The organism is Thalassolituus sp. (assembly GCF_034111725.1).
Taxonomy (GTDB): domain Bacteria; phylum Pseudomonadota; class Gammaproteobacteria; order Pseudomonadales; family Oceanobacteraceae; genus Thalassolituus.
The window spans coordinates 1-13,635 of sequence record NZ_JAWUWR010000036.1; the positions used below are offsets into that span (position 1 = coordinate 1).

Annotated in this window: 9 protein-coding genes and 1 pseudogene; 3 read left to right on the top strand and 7 right to left on the bottom strand. The window is 45.0% G+C overall.

Annotation, left to right across the window (positions count from 1 at the left end):
* Nucleotides 1-571: pseudogene (locus UXZ23_RS05110) on the bottom strand (GGDEF-domain containing protein); the annotation flags it as partial.
* Nucleotides 572-974: 403 nt separating this feature from the next.
* Between UXZ23_RS05110 and UXZ23_RS05115 the strand changes: the two are divergent.
* On the top strand, nucleotides 975-1,880 hold the full coding sequence (locus UXZ23_RS05115; protein ID WP_320819556.1) for a DMT family transporter: 906 nt from the start codon (nucleotides 975-977) through the stop codon (nucleotides 1,878-1,880).
* A 103-nt stretch (nucleotides 1,881-1,983) separates the two neighbouring features.
* On the opposite strand, the gene ggpS is transcribed toward UXZ23_RS05115, so the two are convergent.
* The 5 genes from ggpS to gtfA all read right to left on the bottom strand — a co-directional run bounded on the left by ggpS (nucleotide 1,984) and on the right by gtfA (nucleotide 9,777).
* Entirely contained in the window at nucleotides 1,984-4,242 is a 2,259-nt protein-coding gene (gene ggpS, locus UXZ23_RS05120; protein ID WP_320819557.1) for a glucosylglycerol-phosphate synthase, read from the bottom strand.
* Between the two features lie 340 nt (nucleotides 4,243-4,582).
* A complete protein-coding gene (locus tag UXZ23_RS05125) occupies nucleotides 4,583-6,232 on the bottom strand; it encodes a methyl-accepting chemotaxis protein (protein WP_320819558.1) in 1,650 nt (549 codons plus the stop codon).
* 33 nt (nucleotides 6,233-6,265) lie between these two features.
* A complete protein-coding gene (locus tag UXZ23_RS05130; protein WP_320819559.1) occupies nucleotides 6,266-6,844 on the bottom strand; it encodes a hypothetical protein in 579 nt (192 codons plus the stop codon).
* A gap of 99 nt (nucleotides 6,845-6,943) precedes the next feature.
* Complete coding sequence (locus UXZ23_RS05135) at nucleotides 6,944-8,221, bottom strand: MFS transporter (RefSeq protein ID WP_320819560.1); 1,278 nt, start codon at nucleotides 8,219-8,221, stop codon at nucleotides 6,944-6,946.
* A 113-nt stretch (nucleotides 8,222-8,334) separates the two neighbouring features.
* Nucleotides 8,335-9,777, bottom strand: a complete 1,443-nt coding sequence (gene gtfA / locus UXZ23_RS05140) for a sucrose phosphorylase (protein WP_320819561.1) — start codon at nucleotides 9,775-9,777, stop codon at nucleotides 8,335-8,337.
* Nucleotides 9,778-10,295: 518 nt separating this feature from the next.
* Here gtfA and mqo point away from each other — a divergent pair.
* Together mqo and UXZ23_RS05150 are read left to right on the top strand one after the other, a co-directional pair.
* Nucleotides 10,296-11,780, top strand: coding sequence for a malate dehydrogenase (quinone) (gene mqo / locus UXZ23_RS05145; RefSeq protein ID WP_320819562.1), 1,485 nt, complete (start codon nucleotides 10,296-10,298; stop codon nucleotides 11,778-11,780).
* A 177-nt stretch (nucleotides 11,781-11,957) separates the two neighbouring features.
* Nucleotides 11,958-13,079 carry a S1 RNA-binding domain-containing protein gene (locus UXZ23_RS05150; protein ID WP_320819563.1) on the top strand — a complete coding sequence of 374 codons (1,122 nt, stop codon included), beginning with the start codon at nucleotides 11,958-11,960 and terminating at the stop codon, nucleotides 13,077-13,079.
* A 7-nt stretch (nucleotides 13,080-13,086) separates the two neighbouring features.
* Here the strand turns inward: UXZ23_RS05150 and UXZ23_RS05155 are convergent, their stop codons facing one another.
* Nucleotides 13,087-13,629 carry a DUF924 family protein gene (locus UXZ23_RS05155; protein ID WP_320819564.1) on the bottom strand — a complete coding sequence of 181 codons (543 nt, stop codon included), beginning with the start codon at nucleotides 13,627-13,629 and terminating at the stop codon, nucleotides 13,087-13,089.
* Between the last annotated feature and the right edge of the window lie 6 nt (nucleotides 13,630-13,635).

The window sequence follows — 13,635 nt, forward strand, 5'->3', positions numbered from 1 at the left end:
ACAGCCACGCAACTACAATTATTTGAGAAAAAGTAAAAACAACTCCGGTAATTCCTAACGGTGCAATGTCAGGGTCGCCTAAGGTCGTCAATTGCAGTGACAATGGGATCAAATTCAAAGCAAGAATAACAATCGAGTGACGCGGAAAGACGGATAACGGTAAAGCATGCCCCAATACAACCGTCACAAACATGCTAATAACAATCAATCGAGTATTTGGATCCAACCCGGGAAGAATCATCATCGCAATGGCGTTCCAGCTGAGTACTACCATAATCAGCAGGCGGACATATTTTTCGACCGCTGCCTTTTGCTCGTCAAGCTGGCTGGGAGGATTACGGCGATACTTAATTGCTGCGGCTATCGGAAATGCGTAAACCAACGAACAAGCAATAATGCCGTACCAATGCACGAGTGTCGTGCTCGTCAAGATAAAGAAGACGATGGATAGAGAGCAAATGATAGCCAAACACAAGCCGACGAGCCCACGATTCATCAATAGCTCGCTGCGTTCGGCATAAAATTCGTCAGTATCAGCAAATATCGCTGGTAAGAAGGCGGCACTTCTCATAAATCAAAATACCTGTTTAATATTATTTTATTGGGTGTTCTGATCGTCTCTCCGTTATTACTGCATCAGGAAAGCCTTGGCGGTCCATGACTAACAAAACATCTCTTGAATGATAGTTCTCTAATCATTCAATTCCGAGCACTAGTTATCAGTTTTACACAGCCTCGACATTCGAATAGTGACATTCCTGACAGCGCATCCAATTGGTGCACCCAAACGCCTGCAAGTATCAGTAAATTGAAAAAACAACAATAGGTTGGACCAAGAGGGAAGCTAAGCGGTGTTTACTTGTAAAAATGGAACGCTGGATATCAATTAGCCCTGTTTATTAACAAGCCTATACGCTCTAGGATACGCGCCCAGTGTTAACCTGTGTCAGTTAACCGTTACTTTGGTAATTCTAGTGTCTACAAACGCCCACCTATGGCTCCTCATTATTCTTAGTACTTTGTTTTGGGGGAGCAACTTCAACGCAGCCCATGAGGTTGCTGGTGTCGTACCACCACTGACAGCGGCTGCCGAGCGTTTTGCCACAGCACTGCTGTTATTCTGGAGCTTTCGTTGGTGGAAGGGTAAGGCTGAGTCACAACTGCAATGGCGTGACGCGCTAACTTTAGTGCCGCTAGGCTTGTTGGGCGTATTTGGATTTAACTATGCATTTTTTATAGCGCTGCACACCACGTCCCCCTTGAATGCAGCCCTTATCATGGCTTTAGCCCCATTAATATCAGTATTACTATCGGTATTTCTATTGGGGTCAAAGATCAATCGCCAACAGATGCTCGGCATTGCTATCGCATTTATTGGTGTGACCTTAGTGATCACTGGGGGAAACTTCACGCAATTGCAGATCGCCGTTGGCGATTTATGGATGCTTGGCGCGTGCTTTGTGTGGAGCCTCTACAGCGTTGGCTCAAAACGCTACGCCCCGCATATTCCGTCGATGCAATTTGCACGATGGACTGTCAGCATAGGGGCTGTCGCCTTGATTACACTTGCCCTAATCGTAGAGCAACCGTTGCATACTATTCCACAATTATCCCTCAAGTCTCACGCCGTTTTACTTTACATGAGTATTTTCGGTTCAGTATTGGCTTATATATTCTGGCTCAAAGGTGTGCAAGAAATTGGCCCAGATAAATCGGCGATTGCTTTCAATTTCGTACCTGTATTTACCCTTATGGTCAGTTTGATATTAGGGGTATACCCCGACAGCATACAAATATCCGGATTAGCTTTAGTACTAGTTGGTGTACTGGCCTTTAACGGCGTATTAGTAAAACTAATCACTAAGCGGTCGCTCGTTTAAGTACCACCAACAAGACCTACACAGCGAAGTACTCTTTAAAATAAAAAGCCGGTTCATAGAACCGGCTTTTGCTTTCACACTGTATCTATCTACGAATCTAGGGTTAAGCGACTTTTACTAAACGCGCTTTATGAGTAGCTTTACGCTTTACCGCAGCTAAAAACTCGTTTCCCCAGTGCTCGATGTCATAATGACTGACTATCTCGTAAGCCTCACGCATACGACTGCGCGCTTCTTCGCGATTCATTGCCAATGCTAGGTAACAGGTCTCTGCCATTTCCGCAGGGTCATGAGGGTTAGTTAGCATAGCTCCGCGAACTTCTGCAGCCGCACCTGCGAACTCTGATAATACCAAAACACCGCTGCCTTCAATCTTACCTTGGGTCGCCACATACTCCTTTGCAACTAGGTTTAGACCATCGCGTAAGGGGGTGATCCACATGACATCCGCCATAGCGTAATAAGCCACTAATTGCTCGAAGGGTACGGCGCGGAAGAAAAACTGCACGGGAGTCCAGCCAACATCCGCATAGCGTCCATTAATTCTGCCAACCGCCTGTTCTATTTCTATCTGAAGTTTTTTATACACCGTCATTTCTTTTGCTGCCGGCACACAGACAGTAACAAGCGTCACTTTACCGTGTAATTCAGGATGATCTTCCAGCAGTTTTTCAAAGGCTTGAAGCTTGGCTGGAATACCCTTGGTGTAGTCCAAGCGCTCAACCGATAATACCAGCTTTGTGCCGTCTAACTCTTGACGAAGCTCAACCATGCGGTTTTGAATAACAGGATCTGCAAGTGCATCTGCGACACGATTCAGATCTAATCCAACCGGGTGTGCACCTAAACGAATACGGCGATTATTCACTTCTATTTCTGTGGTCATTTCATCCAAGCCAACGGCACAACCGTAAGTAACGAAGCGTGGAGCACAACCCACTTTTTCTTTTACATCAATGGGCGTCACACCACGAGCTACATCCACAAAATTCTCGGCCTGACGTGGAATATGGAAGCCGATATAATCACACTGCAATAAGCTACCCACTATCTCACGCCGCCACGGAAGAACATTAAAAACGTCTGCGGATGGAAAATACGTATGATGAAAGAATGCAATATTTAAATCTGGACGCAATTCGCGCAAATAGGCAGGCACCATCCATAGGTTGTAATCGTGAAGCCAAACGGTAGCGCCTTCGGCAGCCTCTTCGCTCGTGCGTTCAGCAAAGCGACGATTGACGTCTTTAAACACCTCCCAATGATCTTCACGAAAAGTAGCCCTCTCCCAAAAGGTATGTAAGGTTGGCCAGAACGCTTCTTTTGAGAATTTCTTGTAGAAGATATCAACATCACGCTTACTCAACCCGACTCGCGCTGCAACTAGGTTTGGATACTTGTCGACGTCGACCTCCGTATGACTCTCGAATTCACCTAGCTTTGGATCATGAATCGACCAAGCCACCCAAGATCCCTTTTTGCCATCAGCGAAAAAACTCATCAGCGTAGGAATAATGCCGTTAGGAGAGGTCGGTCGACGACGTTTTTGAACGCCATCTTCAATATACTCTTCATATGGCAAGCGGTGATACACCATAACCAAATCCGATTGTCCTGGCGTTGCTGGCTCGCGCACCTCAGCACTAATGCCCTCTTCTCCTAAAAAACCAAAATGACTAATGGCCTCGAGAATACCACCGCAACCAGGTTCTAAAGCGTGATATACCCGAGCGCGACTACGAGTAGCTTCAAGTAAACCTGCTTCCGATTCTCCCACGCACACGCCAATGAAATCGTGCTCATACATGGACAAATCATTCAATGTATCGCCAGCAACCATAACATCTTCGCTATTTAATTCGAGGTGTTTAATGAGTGCAGTTAGTGTCGCGCCTTTATTAATACCTTTGGGAAGAAAATCCAAATACAAACCCGCCGAGTAAAGTACATCGCAGTTGAGGTTTGCAGCGATATCACTTAATTCAGAGGTTACGGCACCCTCTTCGCAAAAGTATGAACAGCGACGCTCTTGCGGCACATCTTGGCGTGTCAAACCCGCAATGTGAGCAATAGCTTCTTCAATTTTGTGCTCGCCTGGCCATATATCTTCAATTGGGCTTTGCACCTCGAATACAGGCTGCAAGGTGTGACCGTTAACGACGGTGCAGCCGACATCACAAATAATATAATCAGGTTGAGGGATCATAGTGTCAGCAAGTAATGGCAGTACAGACTCCAAACCTCGACCGGTTACAAAGACCAAATCAATATTCGGATGGGCTGCGATTAATTGATACAGCTGTTGACGCTGGGCAGCGTCGCCTGCAAGGAAGGTTCCATCAAGATCGGTAGCTAATAGCATAGTAGTCTCCTGTGGCTATGTGACAGGAAACGAAACGGTAAACTGAGCAAAAAATTACGAAAAGGAGCCTGACTAGAGGCACCTAAAAATTGAACTAAGCCAAAGAAGCTCACATGCAGTATTACAGCGTTTCGCTCCAAAATGAAGTAATCAACATCAAATTTTGTTGAGATATTAACATCATTATCGGAATAAATAAAAACCGACAATTAATACATGCATATTTCATACCTAGAAAAAACGCTTAATTCACATTTATATTTAGGATTTTACATCATTCGGCAACCACAATAGCACCAACGCAGTGCACATACCATTTAAATGCCACATAGGGTCGCATTTAAACTTTAAACTTATTCGTCGTTTGTAATAGCTCTTGATATAACTGATGCAATCTACGACTAGAACCTTCCACCTTCCCAGCACGATCAGCGCTCACCGTTGACAGTTCATTAATGGCAGAGATATTCCCATTAATTGTCTCAATAATTTTATATTGTTGTTCTGTCGACTTAGCCGTTTCGCCAACCAAATTTTGCACCTTAACAAAAGACGCTTGTATTTCTTGAATCGACTCACTGGTTTTCATACTAGAATCTAATGTCTTCTCGGCATTTTCGATTGCTGAATCCATTGTTTTTACTGCGATAGATACGCTATTTTCAAGTTCTGCAATCATGTCATTAATATCTTTTGTCGATTGCTGCGTCTTACTTGCTAGAGAGCGTACCTCATCAGCAACTACTGCAAATCCTCGCCCTTGTTCTCCTGCTCGAGCTGCTTCGATAGCAGCATTAAGTGCTAATAAATTCGTTTGCTCTGCAATCCCGCTAATAACAGCTAGCACCGATCCAATCCGCTCTGTACCGGTTTCAATTCGCGTCATAGCTTTATAAACCTGTTGCACATCATCCGTTAGGCACTGAATATCAGATCTAGTTTGCTCGACTAACAAACGACCATCTTCTGTACAGTGTTGAGAATTCTTAGCTTCATCGGCTGTAGTCGCAGTATTTGCCGCAATTCCTTTTAAGGCCTCTCGCATTTTCTCTACGGCAACGGCAACTGAGTTGATCGAGTCATCTTGCTGACTAATAGATGTTTTAGCTTGCTTTGACATACTGTTCAGCTCACCAACGTTACTTCCAACACCATCAGATGTGTGTACTATTTCGCTGATTAAACTATGTAATTTATCCATAAAACGATCAAATGAATTACTCAAACGACCTAACTCATCCGTACGTTTAGTATTAAACCTAACGGTGAGATCACCCCCTCCCTCTGCAAGATCGGTGAAACGCTCATTGATCTGATTTAAATCGCGAGTAATCACACGAGGGAACAGTATTGCTATTAAAATACAGGTAACAAGTGCTAAAACCAGCAAGAACACTTGTTTCAGCATGGCTTGATCTTGTACTTGATCGACGTATTCCGACTCCTTAGTCGAAAGTATTTCAATGTAATCAATCATGGCATTTAAATGGACCATTGATTCTTCAAATAACTGCTGTCCTTCAGCATAAGACAACCCCATCGCATTACTGCGTCCTATTCGACTATCAGTCGATCTTTCTTGTTCTATTTTGGTGGTAATGGCTTTCCATTTATCAACGCTAGATATCAACGACTGATAATTTCCATCGCTGGTAATTTTGGCATCTAAATCAGCGAATTTTTGAAAGTTGTATTCAATTTCTTTCAAGTTTTCTCCATGCTGCTTTAGAATCGCTTCATAATCTTCTGAACCCACTTTTAAATTAAGCAGGCTACGCTCTGCTACTACAACGCGGTAAAAATTCATACCAGTCTGCAGCAGAATATTAAGCGCAGGAAGATCTTGATGAATCACAGTTCCGACCGCTTTTGAAACAGTACTTCTAGAATTAATCGCGACAACAGACAAAGCAATTACCAGTAAACCGACAATTGCCAAGGGCAGGGTTACTTTTTTCGCAAAACTTAAATCATCAAACCAACTTTTCATATCCCTACTCCAAGGTAAGACCGAATACAACAATCAAAGCTCGTCTAAATTGACTCCGATGGTCATTGCACCGATAGCCTTATCGCCATCGAAAATGGGAATAGAAACTTGTACAAGATAGGCCTGAGAACTTTCGTCAAATTTCACATCACTCATGTAAGTGCTTCCTAATCCCCCCTTAAATGACTCCGTAAATTTTTCCTCATCACCTTGCCAGTAATCAGAAGTTTTGTTGGTCATGGCAACATTAGCACCTAGATTATCCATCAAAAAAAATTCAACAAAATAGGGTTTACTTTGTTCGAGTGTCAGCATGTGCTTTGCGACTGAACTCGTCATAAGCGTTTCCATAAACTCATCAACGTCGGACGTAGCGCGCCAAACAGCATCGCGCTCTTGTATCGTCACAAGTGTCAGGCCTTGAGAATTTTGCTGTCGAACGGCATCAATCAAGGCTTGATCAGTACTCCAGGCTTCTAATTCAGGAAGGATTTCGTGCAGTTTTTCTGGTGCTTCTTCCGCCAATAACAGCGAGGTCAAGGCTGTTATCAACAGCCCAAATCCTAATTGGCAACAGCGTTTTAAAAAAAAATTCGACTTGATACTATTCATTCTGAAACCTTCCTTTAGTTAAACTAAAGGAAGTGTAGTTAAGGTTCCTACTCCCGCAATAAATATCCAATGTATATAATTTTCAGTCTAAAAAGGATTTCATGCGGCATTTTCTTTGGCTGCAGGAGTTAAACTATCATCATCTTCAGATGTTATATCAGAGTCATCCGGATACATTTCTAACGCTGTCGGTGTGGTTCGTACCATGGCGACAAATTGCGCGGGATGCTCGTATTCGTCTTCATTTCTAGCGTTAATTTTCCATATAGCAAATCCTGCTAGCAGTAGCTGCATAAAGCAAAAATACACAGGCAAAGCACTTGGTCCGGTTGCTGTCATTAACTGTCCTGCTAGCGCAGGTCCAATCGCCGCTCCAATGCCGTGAAGTAGCAAAACTGCACTGCCACCGGCAATGATATCTGGACCATCTAAATGGTCGATTAAGTGCGCAACCGCAACAGGATAAATCGCAAAAGCCAAGCCACCATAGAGAGCGATAGCGAGTAATAGGGTCGTGCTATTCAATCCGGCAGGCATGAGCAATAAAGCGGCCACTGCGGCAATAGCACAGGTGATGGCAATCACTTTTCGCCGATCACTACTATCAGAATAACGACCCAAGGGATATTGCAGCAAAGCGCCACCTAGAATGCCCGCGCTCATAAAACTAGCGATACCGGCATCATCAAGTCCAACTTTGCCAGCATATACCGCACCCATCCCCCAAAAAGCGCCCATGGCAAGCCCTGACAGCAAGGATGCGGCAACCGCAACGGGAGCAATTCGCCATAGAAAAGGTAGACGCAGTCGTTTAACCGTTTGCACTTCTGGAGGAGTTAGCCGAGTCCATGCGACCGGTACTAAGCTTAAAGTCACGAGCATTGAGGCTAAGGCAAATAAAATATAGGATTCTGTTGAATCGAAACGCATCAACTGCTGCGCCAGTGTTAATGACGCGAGATTCACCACCATGTAGACAGCGAAGACCTTGCCGCGCTGCGTTGCTGGAGTTTGCGCATTCAGCCAACTCTCTATCACTGTATACAAAATAACGAGCGAGACACCTGTCAGTATTCTTAAGCCAACCCATACCCAAGGGTTGATCAACAACTGATGTAACATCACGGATACCGAAGCAACAGCAGCACAGAGCGCAAACACTCGGATGTGCCCGACCCTGCGGATCATAGGCAATGCAATGAAAGTTCCTACAAAAAAACCAACAAAATAGCCCGACATAATTAGGCCCATCATGCTGGAATCATAACCTGCCGCTCCTCCACGTATCGCCAACAAGGTATTTAACAGGCCGCTACCAAGTAATAATAACGACACACCCGTCAGCAAAGAGCCGATGGGCGCAATGAGTTGCAACATAACCTAATACACTCCTGTGCAAATCGAGGCGTTTGAAGTCTATGCGAAGAAGACGACAGCCTCGTAACATCTATCCGAAGCATAGCAGCCTCGCGGAAATTCTACTGGTTCAATCAGCAGGTAATAGTGACTTCCGTTAAATGTTCTGTTTCCAGATACGTCAACGTGGTCGTTTTAAAGTTCAAATCGACAAAGATACGGCAATAATATTCGCCGTGGCGCCACGCCATGCAAATACTCGTATCATTAGAGGAGTTCAGCTCAAAGTGACCATCAAAAGCTGGATACTGGCTACGAAATCCCATCAGTTTAGTGAGACGTTTTACTACCGGTTTTTCGACTGCAGTATTAACCTCATCCAACGAATAATAATGTCGATTTATATCACGTAGCTCACCACTACGTTCCATTAATTCATTATCATTTTCGCCAGCTAACCAACCGACATAATATACCTGAGGAATGCCGGGCGTAAAAAACTGTATAGCACGAGCGGCAATATAAGCATCATCGTTTTGCATCAAAGCATCATAAAATGTGCAGGTAATTTGATAGATAGCACCCACACTATGAATATTCGCAGCCGAACGGCGTAGAATCGGGTCAGCACTGCGTGACTGCAAATTATCAATCAATGCCGTAATACAATCATTAGGAAGCACCCCCTCGACATCGGGAATGCAAATTCCATCGTGTGTGTCTAACACCGTAATCATGTTACGAGGACACATACGAAGCCAATTTTTTAGATGAACACTATTGGCATCCAACAAGGAGAACAACAGTAGAGGTGGCAATGCAAAACCATAAGAATGCATATTTCGGCGTGCAATCGCATATTGATAGCTGGTGTGGTCATGTACTTCGGGGAGACATTCACATCCATGCCGCTGCGCTACCGAATTAACCCAATCAAGAATTCGATAGACCTCTGGTTCCACTAAAAAACACGTCGAACCTATACGCTTAGTGGTGTAGCCAAATGCATCCAGCCGAAATAGCTTTACACCTTTATTCGCTAAAAATGCGATGTAATTTTCCATCAATTCGTAGGTAATATCGGCTTCGTAATTTAAATCTATTTGCCTCTCGGTAAAGGTACACCAAACACGATCTTTTGTGCCGTCGCCAAAAGTCACATCACGGAATGGCTCTTTTTCTTTACGAATATGAATTTTCGCCATATCGTCTGGCGTAATCTCGCCCATGCGTCCAACACGCACGAATAGATCTCCATATTTTGAGTCATCGCCCTTTTCGATAAAGTCTAAAAATTCGGGGGATTCATCTGAAATGTGATTTACGGTCAAATCGGCGCAAATATCGTATTTGGCCGCAATGCGTTCGATGTCAGCCCAGCTACCGTAACGTGGATCGACTTCTTTATGAGTCAGTGGTGAGAACCCACCATCAGCGTTCGATGGATAGAAAGGTAAAATATGCACTCCACCGATAGACTCCGCGAGATGCTTCTCCAATATGCCGTAAAGATCACTCAAATTATCGCCTAAGCGATCAGGGTAGCAAATCAGTTGCACCGAATTGGTCAATGCCATACGCATTCCTCCTCATGGGTTTGCTGTGTGTCAGTCACCTCAGCTACCTTAACGAGCCAAATGCTTTAGTGACAGTTTCATTAACCAGATCACACTGTTCCAATGTGCCTAGGCCCGACGGAGTGGCCATTTAGGTTAAGTTTTCTCCATACTATTGAGTGTAGCCGTAGAGCAAGATACTCAGCCTTAATCGGCATAAAATCACTGCAAATTCGTCAAATTGGCACCTTGCCAGCTAACCGCTAAAGCTGCTAAACAATTGACCGAAAAGGGCTTTTCCGGTATTTTCGGCAGAATTAATCAGTCTAAGTTTAGAGAACAAGCAAACGCTATATTTAGACTATTAACTGACTGACCTCCTGCATGGGGTCAAGCCTCACCTAATATGAAGAGCGGGTACAGCGACTATCGGAATACCTCCGGGCTGTGTAAAACTGCATACATGTCGAGACGCCATAAGCATCACAGACATGGTGATACCTGCATTGAAAGATTTTCTGTAAATAGGCGATACCATAATGACTACACAAAAAGTCGATGTGCTGCTAGTCGGCGGTGGTGTGATGAGTGCAACGCTAGGCACTCTTCTTTCTAAGCTTGATCCTTCTCTGAGCATTACGATGGTTGAACGACTCGACCATGTTGCGCACGAAAGTACCGATGGCTGGAACAACGCTGGCACAGGTCACGCAGGCTACTGCGAACTCAACTACACAGCCGAAGATGAACATGGCGTGGTTGATATCGAACGCGCGTTAAGCATTAACGCCAACTTCGAAATATCCCTACAGCTTTGGAGTTACCTAGTCGAGCTTGGCGAACTACCATCGCCTAACGAGTTCATCAATACAACCCCTCATATGAGTTTCGTTTGGGGCGAAGATAACGTCGCATTTTTACGTCAGCGCCACGAAAAAATGAGCGCCCATCACCTTTTTAAAGAGATGGAATTTAGCGACGACCCGTCTGTTCTAAAAGAGTGGATGCCACTCGTCATGGCGGGGCGCAATCCTGACGAAAAAGTGGCCGCGACTCGGGTAAAACACGGTTCTGATGTCGACTTCGGTTCGCTAACCCGCAACCTTGTTAAGCAACTGCAAAAGCATGAAAAATTCTCATTGCTGGTAAACCATGAAGTCGATGACTTCGAGCACGCCCGAGATGGCAGTTGGTTTGTTCGCATCAATGACCGCAAAACCAAAAAAGCCACTACGGTTCGCGCTAAGTTTGTTTTCCTTGGTGCTGGCGGCGGCGCACTTCCGTTGTTACAAGAATCTGGTATCGACGAGGCCAATGGCTACGGTGGTTTCCCAGTCAGTGGTCAATGGCTAGTATGCAAAGATCCTAAGATCGTTAGCCAACATCACGCCAAAGTCTACGGCAAAGCAGCCATAGGGGCACCCCCAATGTCGGTGCCACACCTTGATACCCGCATTATCAATGGTGAACCGGCATTGCTGTTTGGGCCATTTGCTGGCTTTACGACGAAATTTTTGAAGAAAGGCTCAAAACTTGATCTGCTTAAATCCGTCAGTATTAGCAACATGTTACCAATGATGTCGGTGGGCATTAATAACATGGACTTAACCAAGTACTTGATCAGTGAAGTCCGTCAGTCCCACAGCGATCGCGTTGCATCATTGCGTGATTACTTTCCAGAGTGCAAAGACAGTGACTGGACCCTTGCCGATGCAGGCCAGCGCGTGCAAATCATCAAGAAAGATGACCAAGGGCGCGGCAAATTGGAATTTGGTACTGAGCTGGTCGCTTCCAAAGACGGTTCATTAGCCGCACTGCTTGGCGCATCACCCGGTGCATCCGTGGCGGTACAAGCCATGATCGAAGTACTGGAACGCTGCTTCGCCGATAAAATGAAACAAGGCTGGGACAAACGCTTAAAAGAAATGATCCCATCCTATGGGCAATTATTGAAGCGCGACCCAGAGCTATTGGCGGTCACCCGCGAACGCACGTTGCGTACTTTGCAGCTGAATCAAGACTAGACAATAGAGCATAGACGCTCAGCAGTGATCACAGCTGCCGTGCATTCGCCCGAATACACGGCAGCTGTCTTTCCTCAATTTTAACGGCAATCCTTACTTCATCGATCTGTCAAAAGCACTCGCTGTGATACAATGCACACCAATTGTTAATACCACCTCTCTTGCTGGAACTGCATCATGGCCGAACTCGGACGCTACAACACCCTCACAGTCATTGATGAACTTCCACAGGGCATATATCTAGACGACAATGAAGACGGTCGCTTACTGCTGCCACGTCGCCAGATCCCTGAAGGTACTAAGAAAGGCGACAGCCTAAACGTTTTCGTTTATCTCGATTCCGACGACCGTCCGATTGCCACCTTGCAACGCCCGCGCGTGCAATTGCATCAAGCAGCAGCCTTGGATGTGAAAGAAGTAAACCGCACCGGAGCCTTTTTAGATTGGGGCTTAGCCAAAGATTTATTTGTACCTTTTGGTGAAATGAATCAGCGCATGGAAGAAGGTAAAACCTATGTTGTTTATGTGTATCTCGACAACACTAATCGCTTAATTGCCACGGCAAAATTAAATCGTTTTATAAAAGACGAAGCCAAAGCGACATGGCCTGGTGCCGCCGATCCTTTTGAGCAAGGTGATAAAGTGAATTTACTCATCGCCCAGCGCACTGACCTTGGCTACAAAGCGGTCGTCAATAACGAATACTGGGGTTTAATCCACGAAAGCCAAATCCGCACAGCTATTCGTGTTGGCCAGCGCATGGATGGGTATGTTCGTCGTGTGCGGGAAGAAGATCACCGTCTAGATATCTCACTAGAGCCACTTGGCCATGTGCGTATTGATCCTGTTGCCGACAAAATCATGAAGAAATTAAAAGATGGCAATGGCAGTCTTGGTTTAAACGATAAAAGCCCTGCCGATTTAATTGAATTACATTTTGGCGTGAGCAAACGTGCATTCAAAATGGCGATTGGTAAGCTGTATAAAGAGCGTCAAATCGTGATCGAAGACGAAGGGATTCGCTTAGCCACTGCTGAAGAGAAAGTACGATCAGATTTAAAACCTGCACCGAAAACAGATAGTAAGAAACCAGCCGCTAACGAGCGTAGCGAAAAGCAGACCTTTAGTGATAAAAAGCCACACCCTGTTCGCAGTGACAAGCCGACGAGCGAATATAAGCCTAAAGACACTAAAAAATCAGAAGCAGAAAAAACGAAAAACGAAAAACCAAAGACCAAAAAAACCGTTTATAAAAATCCGAAAGCACCTGGCGGAAAAACGCTGTCGTTAAAGAAGTAATATTTCGTTAAAAACCCGAACCCGGCTGTTGTAAAAATGCCAATTCTTCAGCCGTAGACTCTCTCCCTAAAATCGCATTACGATGAGGATAACGCCCATATTTAGCGATAATGTCGCGGTGGCGATGCTCAAAATTTAAATTTTCTTCCAACCCTGGCAGCGCAAATAAACGCAAAGCCTCTTCATGTATAACCAGTGACTCGCTGTGCATATACGGCATGTATAGAAACTTGCGCTCAGTGAGAGGTAAGTTGTCGTCCAATCCTTGCGCTACGGCTTCTTGTGCCAACACTAATGCCAACGCATCGCAACCAAACGCTTGCGCTAGGTCTCGATAGATATTGCGCGAAAACTGGTCCAGCACGATCACTTCTGCTAAGCGCCCTTCTGCTGTGCCGCGCCATGTATATAGTTCACCGATTGCAGCTTGTGCGTGCAGATTTCCGAAACGCTGCTGGATAACCTGATCGAAAGCTGGATCTTTTTTAAACCATTGCACAGGTTTACTTTCTGTAAACCAAAAATTCAACACATCTTCTGGCGTTAGCATCCCTAA

Excerpts from the sequence above, each read along its gene's own strand:
- ggpS (WP_320819557.1), bottom strand. The coding sequence starts at position 4,242 with ATGCTATTAGCTACCGATCTTGATGGAACCTTCCTTGCAGGCGACGCT.
- UXZ23_RS05125 (WP_320819558.1), bottom strand. The coding sequence starts at position 6,232 with ATGAAAAGTTGGTTTGATGATTTAAGTTTTGCGAAAAAAGTAACCCTG.
- UXZ23_RS05130 (WP_320819559.1), bottom strand. The coding sequence starts at position 6,844 with ATGAATAGTATCAAGTCGAATTTTTTTTTAAAACGCTGTTGCCAATTA.
- UXZ23_RS05135 (WP_320819560.1), bottom strand. The coding sequence starts at position 8,221 with ATGTTGCAACTCATTGCGCCCATCGGCTCTTTGCTGACGGGTGTGTCG.
- gtfA (WP_320819561.1), bottom strand. The coding sequence starts at position 9,777 with ATGGCATTGACCAATTCGGTGCAACTGATTTGCTACCCTGATCGCTTA.
- mqo (WP_320819562.1), top strand. The coding sequence starts at position 10,296 with ATGACTACACAAAAAGTCGATGTGCTGCTAGTCGGCGGTGGTGTGATG.
- UXZ23_RS05150 (WP_320819563.1), top strand. The coding sequence starts at position 11,958 with ATGGCCGAACTCGGACGCTACAACACCCTCACAGTCATTGATGAACTT.
- UXZ23_RS05155 (WP_320819564.1), bottom strand. The coding sequence starts at position 13,629 with ATGCTAACGCCAGAAGATGTGTTGAATTTTTGGTTTACAGAAAGTAAA.